Origin of the sequence: Winogradskyella eximia (genome assembly GCF_003386165.1) — a bacterium.
GTDB lineage: Bacteria > Bacteroidota > Bacteroidia > Flavobacteriales > Flavobacteriaceae > Winogradskyella > Winogradskyella eximia.
Genome location: NZ_QRDV01000001.1, coordinates 1,025,635 through 1,043,716 on the forward strand (window position 1 = coordinate 1,025,635; position 18,082 = coordinate 1,043,716).

16 protein-coding genes are annotated in these 18,082 nt (G+C 32.4%); 7 read left to right on the forward strand and 9 right to left on the reverse strand.

Going from position 1 to position 18,082, the window contains the following annotated elements; all coding sequences use genetic code 11:
• The 6 genes from DFQ10_RS04215 (at position 1) to DFQ10_RS04240 (ending at position 6,998) form a co-directional block, all read left to right on the forward strand.
• Positions 1-699, forward strand: coding sequence for a WecB/TagA/CpsF family glycosyltransferase (locus DFQ10_RS04215; RefSeq protein ID WP_115816115.1), 699 nt, complete (start codon positions 1-3; stop codon positions 697-699).
• 259 nt (positions 700-958) lie between these two features.
• The gene (gene wecB / locus DFQ10_RS04220) at positions 959-2,056 is read left to right on the forward strand and encodes a non-hydrolyzing UDP-N-acetylglucosamine 2-epimerase (RefSeq protein ID WP_115816116.1); all 1,098 of its coding nucleotides are present in this window, start codon (positions 959-961) and stop codon (positions 2,054-2,056) included.
• Positions 2,057-2,175: 119 nt separating this feature from the next.
• Positions 2,176-3,276, forward strand: a complete 1,101-nt coding sequence (locus tag DFQ10_RS04225; RefSeq protein ID WP_181897571.1) for an MraY family glycosyltransferase — start codon at positions 2,176-2,178, stop codon at positions 3,274-3,276.
• A 102-nt stretch (positions 3,277-3,378) separates the two neighbouring features.
• The gene (locus tag DFQ10_RS04230) at positions 3,379-4,140 is read left to right on the forward strand and encodes a polysaccharide biosynthesis/export family protein (RefSeq protein ID WP_115816118.1); all 762 of its coding nucleotides are present in this window, start codon (positions 3,379-3,381) and stop codon (positions 4,138-4,140) included.
• 2 nt (positions 4,141-4,142) lie between these two features.
• Positions 4,143-6,479: a GumC family protein gene (locus tag DFQ10_RS04235; RefSeq protein ID WP_115816119.1), complete on the forward strand. Its 2,337-nt coding sequence runs from the start codon at positions 4,143-4,145 to the stop codon at positions 6,477-6,479.
• Positions 6,480-6,578: 99 nt separating this feature from the next.
• Entirely contained in the window at positions 6,579-6,998 is a 420-nt protein-coding gene (locus DFQ10_RS04240) for a CBS domain-containing protein (RefSeq protein ID WP_115816120.1), read from the forward strand.
• A 26-nt stretch (positions 6,999-7,024) separates the two neighbouring features.
• On the opposite strand, the gene rpe is transcribed toward DFQ10_RS04240, so the two are convergent.
• The 6 genes from rpe to rpsO form a co-directional block, all read right to left on the reverse strand.
• Entirely contained in the window at positions 7,025-7,687 is a 663-nt protein-coding gene (gene rpe, locus DFQ10_RS04245) for a ribulose-phosphate 3-epimerase (protein WP_115816121.1), read from the reverse strand.
• Between the two features lie 331 nt (positions 7,688-8,018).
• Positions 8,019-8,882 carry a sigma-70 family RNA polymerase sigma factor gene (locus DFQ10_RS04250; protein ID WP_092466645.1) on the reverse strand — a complete coding sequence of 288 codons (864 nt, stop codon included), beginning with the start codon at positions 8,880-8,882 and terminating at the stop codon, positions 8,019-8,021.
• Positions 8,883-8,977: 95 nt separating this feature from the next.
• On the reverse strand, positions 8,978-9,352 hold the full coding sequence (locus tag DFQ10_RS04255; RefSeq protein WP_115816122.1) for a hypothetical protein: 375 nt from the start codon (positions 9,350-9,352) through the stop codon (positions 8,978-8,980).
• 48 nt (positions 9,353-9,400) lie between these two features.
• On the reverse strand, positions 9,401-10,837 hold the full coding sequence (locus DFQ10_RS04260; protein ID WP_115816123.1) for a glycosyltransferase: 1,437 nt from the start codon (positions 10,835-10,837) through the stop codon (positions 9,401-9,403).
• A 235-nt stretch (positions 10,838-11,072) separates the two neighbouring features.
• On the reverse strand, positions 11,073-13,328 hold the full coding sequence (locus DFQ10_RS04265) for a polyribonucleotide nucleotidyltransferase (protein WP_115816124.1): 2,256 nt from the start codon (positions 13,326-13,328) through the stop codon (positions 11,073-11,075).
• 221 nt (positions 13,329-13,549) lie between these two features.
• Entirely contained in the window at positions 13,550-13,819 is a 270-nt protein-coding gene (rpsO, locus tag DFQ10_RS04270) for a 30S ribosomal protein S15 (RefSeq protein WP_115816125.1), read from the reverse strand.
• Positions 13,820-14,013: 194 nt separating this feature from the next.
• On the opposite strand from rpsO, the gene DFQ10_RS04275 reads away from it, so the two are divergent.
• On the forward strand, positions 14,014-15,120 hold the full coding sequence (locus DFQ10_RS04275) for a sensor histidine kinase (RefSeq protein WP_115816126.1): 1,107 nt from the start codon (positions 14,014-14,016) through the stop codon (positions 15,118-15,120).
• Positions 15,121-15,233: 113 nt separating this feature from the next.
• Here DFQ10_RS04275 and DFQ10_RS04280 read toward each other — a convergent pair whose 3' ends face one another.
• The 3 genes from DFQ10_RS04280 to fbaA all read right to left on the reverse strand — a co-directional run bounded on the left by DFQ10_RS04280 (position 15,234) and on the right by fbaA (position 18,079).
• The gene (locus DFQ10_RS04280) at positions 15,234-15,773 is read right to left on the reverse strand and encodes a hypothetical protein (RefSeq protein WP_147299172.1); all 540 of its coding nucleotides are present in this window, start codon (positions 15,771-15,773) and stop codon (positions 15,234-15,236) included.
• A 129-nt stretch (positions 15,774-15,902) separates the two neighbouring features.
• On the reverse strand, positions 15,903-16,760 hold the full coding sequence (gene accD, locus DFQ10_RS04285; protein ID WP_115816128.1) for an acetyl-CoA carboxylase, carboxyltransferase subunit beta: 858 nt from the start codon (positions 16,758-16,760) through the stop codon (positions 15,903-15,905).
• A gap of 251 nt (positions 16,761-17,011) precedes the next feature.
• Positions 17,012-18,079: a class II fructose-bisphosphate aldolase gene (gene fbaA / locus DFQ10_RS04290; RefSeq protein WP_115816129.1), complete on the reverse strand. Its 1,068-nt coding sequence runs from the start codon at positions 18,077-18,079 to the stop codon at positions 17,012-17,014.
• Positions 18,080-18,082: the final 3 nt, after the last annotated feature.

Consider the following 18,082-nt stretch of genomic DNA (forward strand, 5'->3'; position numbering starts at 1 on the left):
ATGGAGGCTAAGTCCTTAAACGGAGTAATGACTTTTGCTCCAACATCTCGAAAAGAATTAATGCAGTACGCTTTTGATAACCATAAAATTATGGTGGCAGTTAATGCAGAGAAAATTCTGCATGCTACAGATGAAAGTAGAGCGCTGATCAATAGAAATATGGGCTATCCAGATGGTATTGGTGCGGTTTGGGCTTTACAGAAAAAAGGTGCTGGTAAGGTGGTTAAAATTCCGGGTTGCGAACTTTGGTTAGATGTAGTAGCGAATTACTATACAACAAAATCGTTTTATTTAGTTGGTGGAAAACAAGAAATCATTGAGACTACAGTGTCAAAATTGAAGTCAGATTTTAATGGTATTAATATTTGTAACTATAGAAATGGGTATATAAAAACAGAAGCTGAAGAATTAGCTTTGATTGAAGATATTAAAAAACACAATCCAGATGTGGTTTTTGTGGCCATGGGTTCGCCAAAACAAGAATTATTAATGGAGCGCATTCAAAAAGAACACGAAGCCGTTTATCAAGGTTTAGGAGGGAGTTTTGATGTATTTACAGGCAATGTAAAACGCGCACCAGAATGGTGGGTGAAAAACAATATGGAATGGACCTATAGATTGTTAAGTCAGCCATCAAGAATTAAAAGACAGATACACTTAGTTCGATTTTTTGTTAATTTGCATTTAAATCGGTATTAAGACGATCCCGATAAGTTCATAAGACGTGTCCAATTAGTGTTTTAATAAACTTTTTTTGGGATTTTAAGCGTGTTTTTAAGGCGTTTTTGTCTAAAATAAATAACGCAACTGACATTATGAGCTCCTTCGGCTCTCCTTCGGCTCTCCTTCGGCTCTCCTTCGGGTATGATGCGGGTATGCTTCAGGTGTGCTTCGGATCTGGTTTGAAAATGATAATTAGAATAAGAGAGAGTATTAACACAAATTGTAAATAGTAAAAATGTACAAAGTCACAATAATCGCTGGTGCGCGTCCTAACTTTATGAAGATTGCGCCAATCATTCATGCCATTCAAAAAGCAAAACAAGAAAATTTTGAAATCGATTACCGCTTGGTACATACAGGCCAGCATTATGATAAAAATATGTCTGGTAGCTTTTTTGAGCAATTGGAGATTCCTGAGCCACACGTGAATCTAGAATGTAGTGGAGGTACTCAAGCTGAGCAGACGGCAGCAATTATGATTAATTTTGAAAAGGAATTAATGGCAAATCCTGCAGACCTAGTATTAGTGGTAGGTGATGTAACATCTACAATGGCATGTGCATTGGTCGCGCAGAAATTACATACTAAAGTAGCTCATGTTGAAGGTGGTATTCGTTCAGATGATTGGTCAATGCCAGAAGAAATTAACCGATTGGTAACTGATAGTATAACGAATTACTTTTTTACAACTTCTGAAACGGCAAACACCACTTTGAGAGCAAGTGGAGTGAAAGACGACCAGATATTTTTTGTAGGAAATACAATGATTGATACTTTGTTAAAGCAACGTCCTAATTTTACTGCACCTAAGGTTTGGGACGAGTTAGGATTAGAAAAAGGGAATTATATTGTGATGACACTGCATAGACCAGCCAATGTAGACGAAGAGTCGCAGTTAAAAGACATGATTGATGAAATTATAGAAAACACGCAAGATTTACCTTTGATTTTTCCTGTACACCCAAGAACGGCAAAAATTTTAGAACGACTTAATATTAGTCATTCAAGACTACATACCGTTGAACCTTTAAGCTATTTAGAATTTAATTATTTAGTAGAAAAGGCAAAAGCAGTAATTACAGATTCTGGAGGAATCACTGAAGAAGCTTCAATAATGCGTGTACCTTGTTTAACATTACGAGATAATACCGAACGTCCAGAAACCATTACATTAGGAACAAATGAATTAGTAGGAACTAATCCTAAAAATCTAAAACCTTATTTAGATACCTTATTCGCTGGTAATTGGAAAAAGGGGAATGATATTCCACTTTGGGATGGAAAAACAGCAGCTAGAATTGTAGAAAACTTGAAGATTAACATTAGTGAATAGTTATTTTTTTGTTAAATAGAATTTTATTCGTCTAAATATGTTTAAAGTAAAAGCAAGTAGCGCATTAATTTGTACCTTGCGGCCAAATAGCTGTCTTAGTTTAAGATGTTAATATGCTTATGATTAAAATACTACTAGATAACTTTAATCCAGAAAATAGACCCTTTGTTTGGTTAACCTCTGCCTTTGTTTTAGCCTTTATTATTGCTTATCAAACGTTTCCAACGATTTTATATGTGGCTAAAGAAAAACATTTGATGGATGAGCCGGACGGTAGAAGTATGCATTCAGACAGAACACCAACCTTAGGTGGTATTGGTATTTTTTTTAGTTTAGTAGTGGTAATGACCATTGTTGGTGCCATGCTAAACACTAAAGTATTGATGCTGGTAATGGGTGGATTAACAATACTATTCTTTTTAGGGTTAAAAGACGATTTAACAGTGCTTTCTGCACGAAAGAAATTTATAGGACAATTATTTGCAGCGCTGCTTTTAATAGTTTTTACAGATACAAGGATTATGGGCTTTTCTAAAATTCTCGACGTAGATGTTCTGCCATATTGGGTATCTATTGGTTTTACATTATTCGTGTATATTTTAATAATAAATGCTTACAATTTAATTGATGGTGTAGATGGTTTGGCTGGTAGTGTGGCTTTATTAATAAGTGTAGTGTTTAGTGTGCTTTTCTATAATTCTGGAGCACTGAGTTTGGCTACTATTGCTGTAGCTTTAATAGGTGCTTTATCAGCATTTTTAAGATATAACTTTTCAAACAGAAAAAAAATATTTATGGGAGATACGGGATCGATGATTGTAGGCTTTCTCTTGGCTTTTTTCTCTATCAGTTTTATATCTCAGTCTCAAATTAACCCCGAATCTTTATACCATAAAGCATCACCAGCTTTGGTTTTAGCAATGCTTTTTTACCCATTGATGGATACCTGCAGAATTTTCTTTATAAGAATTTTTATCTTAAAGAAAAGCCCGTTTGAAGCGGATAGAAATCACGTACATCATCGTTTTATTCTCTATGGGTTTTCACATTTACAAACCACTTTAACTGTTGTTTCCATAAACTTATTGATTATAGTGATAGCGTTTAATATGCTACACTTAAATTTAAATACTCAAATAGGGTTATTACTCATTTATGGTGCCGCTTTATTTTATGCTCCATTTATCGTTAAAAGAAAATTAAAGAAGAGTAAGGGATAGTTTTTTTATAAACTAACAATACAACTTTTTGTCGGTATGAGTATTGTTTTGTGATAACTATAAATATTTTATATTTGCCGTCGGTTAATAATAAATAAAAATATGAAAATTAGGGTTTTAGTCATTGTGCTATTATTGGTAATCACATCGTGCGCTTCCAGAAAAGACATTTTATACCTACAAGATGCAGATGCAAACTATAGTTCAAAAATTGAATATCAAAATGCTACAATTCAACCTAATGATATTTTAAAAATTACAATAGAAACTCTTGAACCCCTTGCAGCATTGCCTTATAATAGAGGTGTAAGTGGTGGTGCGTCAGCTAATTCACCAGAATTGATGCAGTTAACGGGTTATTTAGTATCTAATGAAGGTGAAATTAATTTCCCCGTTTTAGGACAAATATCGGTCTCTAACTTAACTACCAGACAGATTGAAGATAAAATAAAAGAATTATTAGTTGAGGGTGGTCACTTAAACAATCCCAACATAGTAGTGCGTCTTTTAAACGCAAAAATAACTATTTTGGGAGAGGTGAATGCACCTGGTACCTATACGTTTACCGAGCAAAATATTACTGTTTTACAAGCTTTAGGTTACGCTGGTGATTTAACCATAAATGGAAAACGTGATGATATTATTATAACTAGAGATGTTAATGGTGTTCGTCAAATTTCTCATATTGATTTAACATCAACAGAATTTATGAATAGTGAATATTACTACATTAAGCCAAATGATAATATAATTGTAAATCAAAATGACCCTAGAGTTAAGCAATCGGGTTATATTGGTAATGTTGGAACGGTATTAAGCGTTGTTTCTTTTGCACTTACTTTAACAATTTTATTGTCACGATAAATATGGATGATTCTTTTAATAATTTTAAATCGTTTGATGACGATAATAGTATAGATTTAAAACAAGAAGTTAGCAAATTCTTGAGGTATTGGCCTTGGTTTGTATTAGCATTGTTTATAGCATTAATTAGTGCTTACGTCTATTTAAGATTTGCACCAAGAATCTATCAGACCTCTGCTAAAATGAAAATTTTAGATGAGTCAGAAGGATTAGAACTTCCTACTTCAGCTTTCGTTTTTAAAAGAGTAAATATTAATTTAGAGAATGAAATTCAAATATTAACCTCATATCTAATTCTTGAAAAAGTCTCTAAAGAGTTAAATTTAAATACAAGCTTCTACGAGGAAGGCACCATTCAAACAGCGCAAATAGCTCAATTACCATTTAACTATGAGCAAATTATTCATCCAGATAGTATATCTACAGGCTTGTCCTATAGTGTTATCGTTAAAGAGAAAAATTTCGAAATTACCAATCTGAATACTGATAAAACTTTTAAACTTTCGAACAATGGGCTCGAAAACAGTAAATATAATTTACCTTTTAATTTAAAACTTGAAAATAGTGCATCCTTAAATAAAATTTTAGGTAAAAAATTTATTATAAAGTACGGACCATTGAAATCTTCAGCTTTAAAATTAAAATCTAGAATAAAAGTTGAGCCCGTGGGTGAGCAAAGTGATTTGTTAGAATTATCCATTAAAGGGGAAAGTAAAGAGCTTTCAGAGTTGATTTTGAATAAGTTGATGGATGTTTTCAATAAGGATGGTATTAATGACCGCCAATTGGTATCCAAAAATACATTAGAGTTTATAGATGAAAGATTTGTCTTTCTTGCTGAAGAATTAGATTCTATAGAAATAGATAGAAAGGATTTTAAACAACAGAATAATTTAGTGGATTTGGCTGCTGATGCAGAGTTAGGATTACAGCAAAGAACAAAATCTGATGAGGAGGTGTTTAAAATAGAAACACAAATCGCTTTAGCGCAACTTGTTCAACAAGCTCTAAAGTCAGATTCTGGAAAAGGCTTATTACCGTCTAATATCGGCATAGATAACAGCGGTATAAATGGGCTTATTGCTGAGTATAATTTGGTTATTTTAGAAAGAGATAAATTAACAGGAAGTGCAGGTGTAAATAATCCAACTGTAATGCTTATTGAATCTAAAATTGATGATTTAAGAACGAACCTTACCCAATCTCTAAATTCATATAACCAACAACTACAAGTTTCTCAAAATCAATTAAAGGGAAGAAATAGAAAGTTTGTGGGACAAGTAGCACAGATACCCGAGAAAGATAGATTGTTAAGAGCGATTGAGCGTCAACAAAAAATTAAAGAAAGCCTTTATATTTTATTATTACAGAAGCGTGAAGAGGCAGCTATTAATCTCGCAATCACAGAGCCATCTATAAAGGTCGTAGATTTTGCTATCTCCGGTTCAGGTCCTATTTCTCCAAAATCAAATATTGTATATGCTGGTGCTATTTTAGGTGGTTTACTAATTCCATTTGGTGTTTTGTATCTTATATTTATGTTAGACACCAAGTTGCATAGCAAAGAAGATATAAATAATATAAATCCTAAAATCCCAGTTATAGGGGAAATACCAGATGTAAAAAAGACTAAGGATATATTGTTTTCAGATCCAAATGCAAGAACAGCGCTAGCAGAATCCTTTAGAATATTAAGTTCTAATGTGGATTATATTTTACCAGTTAGAGATAATAAAAAGGCTAAGGTAATTTATTGTACTTCTACTATTAAAGGTGAGGGAAAAACGTATATAAGTGTTAATTTGTCATTGGCATTATCTAGCATTAATAAAAAAGTATTGTTAATTGGTGCCGATTTAAGAAATCCGCAGATTCATACACATATTCATCAAGAAAAACATAAGCCAGGATTATCAAATTACCTTCATGATATTAATTATGATTGGAAAGATTCTTTAATTCGTGGTTTTGATAAACACCCAAATCATCATATTATTTTATCAGGTAGCATTCCACCAAATCCAGCGCAGTTATTAACAAATGGTCGTTTTAAGAAGCTCATTGAAGAAGCTAAAGATGAGTATGACTATATTGTTGTTGATACGGCTCCTACCATTTTAGTTACAGATACCATGTTAATCTCTCAGTTAGCAGATGCGACTATATATCTAGCTCGTGCTAATTACACGGAGAAAAATCTGTTAAGATTCTCAAAAGATTTATCTGAATCTGGTAAGTTAAAAAATATGGCTTACGTTGTTAATAGCGTTGGTGCTAGTAAGTCTTATGGCTATGGTTACAATTACGGCTATAATTATGGCTATGGTAACAAGGAATAATTTTAAATTATAATTCTGTTTTTCAGTTATGTGATATTTGTCATACTTTTTAATGGTTTTATAAATTACTTTTAATAGTGAATTATAAAACTGATAGTCATGAAAAATATCGATCCAATTTCTTCAATTATGTCAACCAAAATTATCGCTCTTAATAGAGAAGATGATCTTGAAAAGGCAGAAATATTATTTAAAAGACATAAAATAAGACATATTCCTGTCGTAAAAGAGGACGTTGTTATTGGTATGTTAAGTTATACCGATTTGTTAAGAATTAGCTTTGCAGATGCTATTGACGACACTGATACTGAAGTTGAGACGTTGGTATATAATATGTTTACCATAGATCAAGTAATGGCTAAAAATGTGGTTACTGTACCTTCGGATGCGACTATTAAAGAGGTTGCCGAAATTTTATCGAAGAAAGAATTTCACGCTTTACCAGTAGTTGATGATGGGCGTTTAGTTGGTATTGTTACTACAACAGACTTAATAAATTATTTACTAAAACAATTATAAAAAAAAATGCGCTTTAAGCGCATTTTTTATGAATTAGCTAATTCTTTTAAAGCCTTAATTGTAGCAGTTGGGTTCGCACTTTTAAAAACATGGCTACCTGCCACAAAAGTGTCTGCACCAGCTTCAACTAATTTTTGAATGTTTTGATCTGTTACACCTCCGTCAACTTCGATACGCGTATCTAAACCTTGCTCATTTATCATTTTACGAAGGTTTTTTATGCGTTTATAAGTGATGTCTTCAAATTTTTGTCCACCAAATCCTGGATTTATAGACATTAATAATATCATATAACATTCAGGTAAAATATCTTCTAAAACATTTAGTGGTGTTGTAATGTTAAGAACAATACCAGCTTTACAACCTACATCTTTAATTTGCCTTAATGTACGATGTAAATGAACGGTAGATTCATAGTGTACAGTAATTATATCTGCACCTACTTTAGCAAATTCTTCAATATAACGTTCAGGTTTTTCAATCATTAAATGCACATCTAACGGCTTTGTTGCATGTTTTTTAATAGCAGCAATTACGGGCATTCCATAAGAAATGTTAGGCACAAAATGTCCGTCCATTACATCTATATGAAACCAGTCTGCTTCACTGTTATTAACCATTTCTGTATCGCGTTGAAGATTGCCAAAATCAGCAGCTAGCATTGATGGAGCAATAAATTTTGTAGCCATTTTATGTAATTCTTTTAGGTTTCTCCAAAGGTAATTAAAATGTGAGGATATTTTTATAATTTTAGATGTGAAACGGTACTTTAAGATAGGATATTAATGGATAATAGATTTACTTAAAAGCAACCAATTATAAGGCTGTTATAAGTAATTACCTCAGGTAGTTTAGAATAGACCGAAAGTGTATAAAAAAGTGAACCCACGGTAATCAGCCGTGGGTTCTTTCATCAATCAAAAAACGAACAGTTATGTTTGTAACTGTTGTTACCTTAATTAGGTTAGTCGTTTATGTTACTTATTACTTACATAATTGCAGGTAATTTCACATTTCTAATTAACCTAAATATGTCTTTAGAATTTTGCTTCTAGACGTATGTTTTAATCGTCTAATAGCTTTTTCTTTTATTTGTCTTACACGTTCTCTTGTTAAGTCGAATGTTTCTCCAATTTCTTCAAGCGTCATTGGGTGCTGACTCGCTAAACCAAAGTATAAACGAATAACATCTGCTTCTCGAGGTGTTAACGTTTCTAAAGCGCGTTCAATTTCAGTACGCAAAGACTCGTGCAATAAATCTCTATCTGGATTTGGTGATTCTCCACTTCTTAATACATCATACAAGTTTGAATCCTCTCCTTCAACTAAAGGAGCATCCATACTTACGTGACGGCCAGAATTTTTCATAGACTCTTTAACATCGTTAATCGTCATGTCTAATTCTTTAGCAATCTCTTCTGCAGAAGGTGGTCGCTCGTGGCTTTGTTCTAAAAAAGCAAAAGTTTTATTAATTTTATTTATCGATCCAATCTTATTCAGTGGTAAACGCACAATACGAGATTGCTCTGCTAATGCTTGTAAAATAGATTGTCTAATCCACCATACAGCATAAGAAATAAATTTAAAACCACGTGTTTCATCAAAACGTTGAGCCGCTTTAATTAAACCTAAGTTACCTTCGTTAATTAAATCTGGTAATGTTAGTCCTTGATTTTGGTACTGTTTTGCAACAGATACAACGAAACGTAAGTTAGCTTTAGTTAATTTTTCTAAAGCCAATTGATCTCCTGCTTTAATACGTTGAGCTAATTCTACCTCTTCGTCTGCGGTAATAAGATCTACTTTACCAATTTCTTGTAGGTATTTGTCTAATGATGCAGTTTCCCTATTGGTAACCTGCTTGGTAATTTTAAGTTGTCTCATCTAATTTTTAAGATTTGTGCAATTTACTACAACAACGTGTTGCTTTTATTATACGTACAAAAGCAATGAAATGTTACACAATAATAATAAAATTTTTAAATCTTTAGCAGTTTAACGGTATCAAGATTAATATCATCAATAGTTTGATTTGTAAATTTATAGTGTCCTCGAGTCGTAATTAACCTAAATCGATACGATTTTAGTTGACTTAGACTGTTAAGAAATAACCATTTTGATTTTAATAATCTTGGTTTTTTCGATTTTAAACTTAAATCAAATATATGTTTTCTGCCTTCTTTTTCTGCAACAATATCTGGTGTTACATTAATCTTACTTCCTTTTTTGAGATATGATTTTGGTGAATCATAACCCTTAATATCTGCTTTAATATTACTGTATCCTAAATTTTCTAGATAGGAAATAGACTGATTCAACTCTTCTGAATATTTTTCTTTGTCTTGTGGTATCATAGCTAATAATATAATAAATTCTTAGTAGAAAACCAAATTTATTGTCAGTTACTTCTTCTCAGGTAATCCACGTGTTAACCAACCTCTTCGGTTAGCGGTAACAATTGCGTATGGAGTAATCCAAAATAAACCAAATGTAAATAAGATACTATATGAATATGCCCAAAAACCTTGCGTTGTTTTATATTGACTAGCAAAAAATAGAACAGAGAATGTGGATATAACTAAAATACTAACTAGGGTAGAACCTAAAAATAATAATGGATGAACTAAAACAAAAAATAACATAGAAAATAATAAAGGGTAGCTCATTATTATTTTTATGAATTGACTTATAAATAAAATTCGTGTGCCAGATTTACCTTTAGCTCTAAAATTGGTAAATACGTATTTCGCCATTTCTAAATTCTCTCTCACATTGCTTCTTCCCCAACGAATAAACATTTTATATAGACCTAAATATTCTTCTGGTACATTAGTGTACGCCACAGCATTCTTTTGAAATAATACATGCTTGCCTTGTTTTAGAATCATATTGGTCATTGCTCTATCTTCTCCAATATCTGATGGTTGCCCCATAAACGTTTGGTTAATCCATTGTGGTAAGCATTTATGGACAGCAGTACTTCTGTATGCGGCAAGAGCTCCTGGTGTGCATAGTACTGATTTTAAGTTACTTTCTGCAGAACGTACAAATTCAAAACTTAAAACAAAACTGACATCTAGCATTTTAGGTAACATTTCCTTTTTGTTATTTAAAACTCGAATGTTTCCGGCAACTGCACCACAATTTTCATCTTTTATAAAAGGACTTACTAAATTTCTTAATGTGTCTTCTGTAACAATTGAGTCACTATCAACTGTTACATAGATATCTCCAGTGCCTAAATTAAATCCACGATAAAGGGCATGACGTTTTCCTTGGTTTTCAGATTGTTGATAGATTTCTAGTCGGTCGCCTAACTTGTTTTTAGCATCAAGCATCCAATCCCATGTGTCATCTTTACTTCCGTCGTCAATAGATATAATTTGAATTTTATGTTTAGGATAATTACTATTTGCTAAACTCATTAATGTATCCCAAATTTGTTTTCCTTCGTTGTAAGCAGGTACAATAACCGTACACGTTGGTAGTTCTTTATCTGATACTGATGCAATAGATTTGTATTTAAAGTAATTATAGGCTTTATAAATAAAGAAAGAAACTTTAAAAGCCATAAGTGTAGTAGCTAAAAATATGAAGGTAAGTCCTATGGTAGAACTCATTCTGTCTGCATTCAATTTTTCAAAATCACCATAAAAAACAGAAAGGAAATAAATGCCCAAAATCATAAGTAAAAACGTACTAAAAAGTACAATTTTGTTGTTAGGATTTTCTGTTTTTGATTTACTATTGAGAAACAAATTAAGATTGTTTGATAATTTTTTTCTTTTGTTTTTAGTGTTTGAAAGTATACTATTAGAGGTCGATTTTTCTGAAGCCATAGATTATGTTTATAGATTGATTAACTAAAACAGATGTACGTTGGCTTTTTTACTTTAGACTTTTTTTAATTTTTATTTAACACAGGGAACGCAAAGTTAAAAATTGTTTAATTGTTCATTTTAGTACATAAGAAAATTGGTTTTTATTGTGATGATTTAACTTCATTTTATTGTAAAAAGAAACCCTAAATAGAAAATTTCTATTTAGGGTTTTTATAAAGTTTAGAATTCAGAATTAATCTTCTTTCTTGTCTTCTCTAGGCTTACGATCATCACGTCTGTTATCACGTCCACGATTATCTCTTCCTCTGTTGTTATCACGTCCACCAGAACGTTTATCATCTCTTGGTGGTCTTGCTACATAACCTTCTGGTTTTGGTAACAATGCTTTACGAGATACTTTTTCTTTACGTGTTCTTGGGTCTTGTCCAAAGTACTTCACATCAAAAACATCTCCCATGTTTACAACATCAGAAACATTTTCTGTACGTTCCCAAGCTAACTCAGATACGTGTAATAATACTTCGTTTCCTGGTGCATCCATATACTCAACAACAGCACCAAAATCTAACATTTTGATTACTTTTACTTCGTAAACACTACCAACAACTGGCTTAAATAAAATAGCATCAATTTTTGCCATAACAGCATCAATACCTTTTTTACCTACACCTAAGATTTCAACAATACCTTCTTCAGTCACTGGATCTTCGTTAATAACGATAGTGGTCTCAGTTTCTTTTTGCATTTCTTGAATCACTTTTCCACCAGGTCCAATTAAGGCTCCAATAAATTCGTTAGGTACACGTCTTGTCACCATAGTTGGTGCGTGTTCTTTAACTTCTTTATTTGGAGTAGCGATAGTATCTGTTAATTTCCCTAAGATATGTAAACGACCAGCACGTGCTTGTTGTAAAGCGTTTACTAAAATCTCATAGCTTAATCCTTTAACTTTAATATCCATTTGGCAAGCTGTGATACCATCTGCAGTACCAGTTACTTTAAAATCCATATCTCCTAAGTGATCTTCATCACCTAAAATATCAGATAATACAGCATATTTTCCAGAATCTGCATCAGAAATTAATCCCATGGCAATACCAGAAACTGGTTTTGTCATTTGTACACCAGCATCCATTAATGCCATTGTACCAGCACAAACAGTTGCCATAGAAGAAGAACCGTTAGATTCTAAAACTTCAGAAACAACTCTTACTGTGTAAGGACTATCATCTGGCACCATTCCTTTTAAAGCACGTTGAGCCAAGTTACCATGTCCTACTTCTCTACGAGATGTTCCACGGATTGGTCTTGCTTCACCTGTACAGAAAGGAGGGAAGTTATAATGTAAATAGAAACGCTCTTCACCTTCTTGAGATGGCATATCTATTTGGTTTGCATCTCTAGAAGTACCTAAAGTTACTGTAGCTAATGCTTGAGTTTCTCCACGTGTAAAAATTGCAGAACCATGAGTTGACGGTAAATAATCTACCTCACACCAAATTGGTCTGATTTCGTCAGTCTTACGACCATCTAAACGCAAACCTTCATCTAAGGTTAAGTCTCTAATAGCCGCTTTTTCAGCTTTACGGTAATAGTCAGAAACTAAACCACCATAATCAGCTAATTCTTCTTCAGAAAAAGTAGCTTTAATATCTTCTTTTATTTGTTGAAAAGCAGCACTTCTTTCATGTTTAGCAGATCCGGCTTTTGCAATAGCATATACTTTATCATATGCCATGTCATATACTTTCTTCTCTAAATCTTTGTCTTCTCTTTCTGGTTCGTATTCACGAGTAGTTTTCTTTCCAAAGGCCTCAGCTAATCTAACTTGTGCAGCACATTGTACTTTAATTGCTTCGTGAGCAAATTTAATGGCATCTGCCATTTCTTCTTCAGAAATTTCATCCATTTCACCTTCTACCATCATTACTGAATCTGCAGAAGCTCCAATCATCATATCGATGTCAGACTCTTCTAATTGAGCAAATGTTGGGTTAATGATGAATTCTCCATTTACACGACCAACTCTAGCTTCAGAAATTGGGCATTCAAATGGGAAATCTGATAATTGAATAGCTGCCGAAGCTGCTAAACCTGCCATTGCATCTGGCATAACTTCTGGGTCATGAGACATTAATTGAATCATCACCTGAGTTTCAGAATGGTAATCTTTTGGAAATAATGGACGTAAAACACGATCCACTAAACGCATCGTTAATACTTCACCATCACTAGGTCTTGCTTCTCTTTTAAAGAAACCACCTGGATAACGACCTGCAGCAGCAAATTTTTCTCTGTAATCTACTGTTAACGGCAAAAAGTTAACATCTTTTTGCTCGTAGTTGGAAACAACTGTACATAATAACATACATTTTCCTGATTGCACCACAACGCTACCATGCGCTTGTTTTGCTAATTTTCCGGTTTCGATAGAAATTTCTCTACCATCCCCTAGGTCAATGACCTCTTTAAAAACTTTTGGAATCATAAATTTTTTAATTCTAATTCTAACGCATTATTGCTCGTTAGAATGATGTTAAACAATGGTCGTTGTGTTGTTGTGTAGTTGTTGTGTGACCAATGAAAAACCGTTAGACCTAAACTTCATTTAGAATCTAGCTTCTTCAATTTTGGGGATTATACTCGTCCAAAACCGAGTTATTATATATCAAAAAACCACGCTGTTAGGCGTGGTCTTTTATATTGAGATTATTTTCTTAATCCTAATTCTTTAACTATTGCACGATATCTCAAGATATCTTTCTTAGTTAAGTAATCTAGTAAGCTTCTTCTTTTACCTACCAATTTTACTAATGAACGCTCTGTGTTATAATCTTTACGATTTCGTTTTAAGTGTTCTGTTAAGTGATTAATTCTTGCAGTAAATAATGCAATCTGTCCTTCTGCAGAACCAGTATTTTTTGCATCACCACCATGTTTTTTAAAGATTTCCTCTTTTCCTTTTTGATCTAAATACATTCTAATATTATTGTAAATGATTGTTATGTACACGAAAGCTTCTCTTTCGAGCGGCAAATATACTATTTTTTTGTGATTTGATTTTTTTTTCGTAACTTTTTGATGTCAAAAATATTATTTATAATGATTTAACCTAGTTAACCCTTACTAACTAATAACTTTCAACAAAGATTAATCTATTTTAAACTTAATGAATGAAAGTCTCAAATCATCTGCGAAATTTCTCTAATGCCTACGACGTATTGGAGCGCACATTTAACAATACTTATAATGGTATTGCTATTGTAAATTTAGATGGAAATTGGTTAAAGGTTAATGAGAGTGTCTGTGATATTTTTGGATATACAAGATGGGAACTCTTCAATATGGACATTAATAACATTGTCTATGCCCAAGATCTTGGTGTGCACGAAGAAAAATACGAAAAACTTATTAATGGTGAAATTGATAAATACCGTGTAAAGCAACGCTATTTTCATAAAGATGGTACTATTAAGTGGATGCTGATTTCAGTTTCTCTTGTTTACTTTAAGGAAGGCAGACCACATATGATTTGGCAATTTAATGATATTACTAATCGAAAGAAAAGTGAAGACAAATTAAAAGCCATGCTCAGTGTTGCGAAAGAACAAAATGAGAGATTAACGTCCTTTGCTAATATTGTGACGCATAATTTACGAGCACATTCAGGGAATTTACTTTCACTTACGGATTTTTTAGAGGAGGATTTTTCAAAATTAAAACATAATGAAAGTTTTCAATTATTAAAGCAGGCTGTTGAGAATTTGCAAGAAACCGTTTCTCATTTAACAGAGGTGGCTAAGATTAGGAAAATTGATGACTCTAAAATGGAAGCGCTCAATTTATATGATTATGTAGAAAAAGCAACTTATAATATTATTGCATTGGCACAAAATGCGGAAGCTATTATTTATAACGAAATTGATGAGAATCTTACTGTAAAGGGTATACCTGCTTATCTCGATAGTATTATACTTAATTTTTTAACCAATGCCATTAAGTATAAGTCAGATGAAAGAAGGCCTATTATAGAATTATCGTCTGAAATAACAAATGAATTTGTTGTGCTTAAAATTAAAGATAATGGACTTGGTATAGATTTAGAAAAGTTTGGTGATACTATTTTTCAATTGTATAAAACTTTTCATCAAAATGAAGGAGCTATAGGTATTGGTCTTTTTATTACTAAAAATCATATTGAATCTTTAGGAGGAAAAGTTACTGTAACTAGTATTGTTAATGTGGGTACAGAGTTTTCGGTTTACTTTAAAAAAGTATAATTCAATACTTTAATGATTAAACTATAAACTGCTATAAAGAATGGTGCATAGAATAAAAAAAAGCCATCTAGTTATTTAGATAGCTTTTTTTTTATTTTAGACTTATATATCTGTTATAGAACATCTACTGTTGCTGTAACATCTAAATTTATTATAATATCAAATACTACAGGAGTAGCACTTACGGTTCCTGTTACAGAAGCATTAATTGCAATATTGTTCTCCAATGCATCAGCAATAGCATTTAATAAACTTGTATCGGCTATTTCATATATTGTATTATCAATATCAGATTGTTGAAGATTAATATTTGATATTGAAATGGAAACACTTCCAAAGTTTAATGTTGCTTCGGTTAATGTTGCATCTTGTGCGCCAGAGAAATTAGCTATTTCATAACTTAGAGAGTTAAGTGTAACATCTTGTAATAAATCTAAGTTATCTTGAATTTCTTCGTTTTCCGCAATATCTATAGTTGCAGATTCAGAAAAACTTTGAGGCATACCTTCAGAATCTTCAGGAACTGAAATGTTGTATGTCGTTGTAAAATCTTCGGTAATGTCAAATTCGGTTAATTCGTCAAGATCCTCGCAAGAAAATGCGGTAATCATTACAAGTAATAAGACACTAAGTTTTGTTTTAATTTTCATCATTTTGGGTTGTTTTAATTTATTTATAGTGATAAATAGCACAAAAAATAAATTAGGTTAAGGCCGAAATATATTAATTTTAAATTAAAACACAAAAAAAGAGGTGATTATCACCTCTTTAGATATTTTTTATTAAGCTCGTATAGGCTGATTTTTTATTAAATCAATATACAAATTCACTTTTGCTTTTAGATCTTTACGATGGGTTATAAAATCTAAGAAGCCATGTTCTAATAAGAATTCTGAAGTTTGAAACCCTTCTGGTAATTCCTTACCTGTTGTGTCTCTTACAATTCTTGGTCCTGCAAAACCGATTAAAGCTCCAGGTTCAGCAATGTTTATATCTCCTAACATAGCAAAGGAAGCGGTTGTTCCTCCTGTTGTTGGATCTGTACATAATGAAATGTATGGTATGCCTGCATCTGCTAATTGAGCTAATTTTACCGAAGTTTTAGCCAACTGCATTAAAGATAGTGCAGCTTCCATCATACGTGCTCCACCAGATTTACTAATAATCATTAATGGTGTTTTCTTTTTCATAGCATAATCTGCTGCTCTGGCAATTTTTTCACCAACAACACTTCCCATTGAGCCACCAATAAAACTAAAGTCCATACATGCAATTACCAAATCTTCACCATTAGATTTGCCAACAGCAGTACGTACGGCATCTTTAAGTTTTGTTTTTGCTTGTGCAGCTTTTAGGCGATCTGGATATTTTTTGGTGTCTTCAAACTTAAGTGGATCTTTAGAAGTTAAATTAGCATCTAATTCTTTAAACTTGTTATCATCAAACAGAATTTGAAAATACTCATTACTACCAATTCTTACGTGGTAACCATCTTCTGGACTTACATAAAAATTTTGCTCAAGTTCTTTAGTATCTATTATTTTTCCTGTTGGAGATTTATACCAAAGTCCTTTAGGAGTGTCTTTCTTTTCTTCTGTAGAGGTATGAATACCTTTTTCTTTTCTTTTAAACCAAGCCATATTTAGGTTACGATTTTGGATCCTTAGACTATGCTTAGGATAGGTTTATAATTTTAGATTTACTAATCTTAAATCTGTTATTTTAGTTAGTTATAGTTTGCAATTGCAAGGGGTACAAACTTACTATTTTATTAAATATAACTCAAAATTTGTGAAAAGTATCTCAAAATTAGAATATTTATAAGCCAACAAAACCCACTAAAACTCTGATTTTGAGTTTTAATGGGTCTTTAATAGTGATGTGTATATACTTATAAAGTATCTACATTATTTAAATCTTCAAAGGCTTTTTTAAGTCTTGCGATAAAAGCATCTTCACCTTTACGTAACCAAACACGTGGATCGTAGTATTTTTTATTAGGTAAATCATCGCCATCAGGATTACCAATTTGAGTTTGTAAGTAATCTTTTTTATCTTGAATATAATCTCTTACACCACTTAAGAATGCATATTGCATATCTGTATCGATGTTCATTTTAATTACACCATAACTAATACCTTCTCTAATTTCTTCTACAGTAGAACCAGATCCACCATGGAATACAAAATCGATGTGGTTATGCTCAACGCCATATTTTTTAGTAATATAGTCTTGAGAATTTTTTAAGATTTTTGGTGTTAATTTTACGTTTCCGGGTTTGTAAACACCATGAACATTACCAAATGCTGCAGCAATTGTAAATTGGTCACTTACTTTACTTAATTCTTCGTAAGCATATGCTACTTCCTCTGGTTGTGTGTATAATTTAGAATCATCTACATCAGAATTATCTACACCATCTTCTTCTCCACCTGTAATACCTAATTCTATCTCTAAAGTCATACCCATTTTGCTCATACGCGCAAGGTACTTTTTACTGATTTCTATATTTTCTTCAATTGGTTCTTCAGATAAATCTATCATATGAGAACTATAAAGAGGTTTTCCTGTTTCTTTAAAGTGTTGCTCACTTGCGTCTAATAAACCATCAATCCATGGTAATAATTTTTTAGCACAGTGATCTGTATGTAAAATAACAGGTACACCATAAGCTTCTGCTAATTGGTGAACATGTTTTGCGCCTGCAACAGCACCAGCGATAGCTGCTTTTTGACCTTCGTTGCTTAAACCTTTACCTGCATTAAATTGTGCACCACCATTTGAAAATTGAATAATCACAGGCGCATTTAAATCTCTCGCAGTTTCTAAAACACCGTTGATTGTGTTAGAACCAATGACATTTACTGCTGGTAAGGCAAAGCCTTTTTCTTTAGCATAATTGAAAATATTCTGTACTTCTTTACCTGTTGCTACGCCAGGTTTAATATTATGACTCATAAT

What these genes read in the sequence shown, in the direction of transcription:
- fbaA (WP_115816129.1), bottom strand. Translation starts at nt 18,079, where the DNA reads ATGAGTCATAATATTAAACCTGGCGTAGCAACAGGTAAAGAAGTACAG.
- DFQ10_RS04255 (WP_115816122.1), bottom strand. Translation starts at nt 9,352, where the DNA reads ATGATACCACAAGACAAAGAAAAATATTCAGAAGAGTTGAATCAGTCT.
- DFQ10_RS04265 (WP_115816124.1), bottom strand. Translation starts at nt 13,328, where the DNA reads ATGATTCCAAAAGTTTTTAAAGAGGTCATTGACCTAGGGGATGGTAGA.
- DFQ10_RS04260 (WP_115816123.1), bottom strand. Translation starts at nt 10,837, where the DNA reads ATGGCTTCAGAAAAATCGACCTCTAATAGTATACTTTCAAACACTAAA.
- rpe (WP_115816121.1), bottom strand. Translation starts at nt 7,687, where the DNA reads ATGGCTACAAAATTTATTGCTCCATCAATGCTAGCTGCTGATTTTGGC.
- DFQ10_RS04250 (WP_092466645.1), bottom strand. Translation starts at nt 8,882, where the DNA reads ATGAGACAACTTAAAATTACCAAGCAGGTTACCAATAGGGAAACTGCA.
- rpsO (WP_115816125.1), bottom strand. Translation starts at nt 13,819, where the DNA reads ATGTATTTAGATCAAAAAGGAAAAGAGGAAATCTTTAAAAAACATGGT.
- DFQ10_RS04280 (WP_147299172.1), bottom strand. Translation starts at nt 15,773, where the DNA reads ATGATGAAAATTAAAACAAAACTTAGTGTCTTATTACTTGTAATGATT.
- DFQ10_RS04235 (WP_115816119.1), top strand. Translation starts at nt 4,143, where the DNA reads ATGGATGATTCTTTTAATAATTTTAAATCGTTTGATGACGATAATAGT.
- DFQ10_RS04230 (WP_115816118.1), top strand. Translation starts at nt 3,379, where the DNA reads ATGAAAATTAGGGTTTTAGTCATTGTGCTATTATTGGTAATCACATCG.
- DFQ10_RS04225 (WP_181897571.1), top strand. Translation starts at nt 2,176, where the DNA reads ATGATTAAAATACTACTAGATAACTTTAATCCAGAAAATAGACCCTTT.
- accD (WP_115816128.1), bottom strand. Translation starts at nt 16,760, where the DNA reads ATGGCTTGGTTTAAAAGAAAAGAAAAAGGTATTCATACCTCTACAGAA.
- DFQ10_RS04275 (WP_115816126.1), top strand. Translation starts at nt 14,014, where the DNA reads ATGAAAGTCTCAAATCATCTGCGAAATTTCTCTAATGCCTACGACGTA.
- DFQ10_RS04215 (WP_115816115.1), top strand. Translation starts at nt 1, where the DNA reads ATGGAGGCTAAGTCCTTAAACGGAGTAATGACTTTTGCTCCAACATCT.
- DFQ10_RS04240 (WP_115816120.1), top strand. Translation starts at nt 6,579, where the DNA reads ATGAAAAATATCGATCCAATTTCTTCAATTATGTCAACCAAAATTATC.
- wecB (WP_115816116.1), top strand. Translation starts at nt 959, where the DNA reads ATGTACAAAGTCACAATAATCGCTGGTGCGCGTCCTAACTTTATGAAG.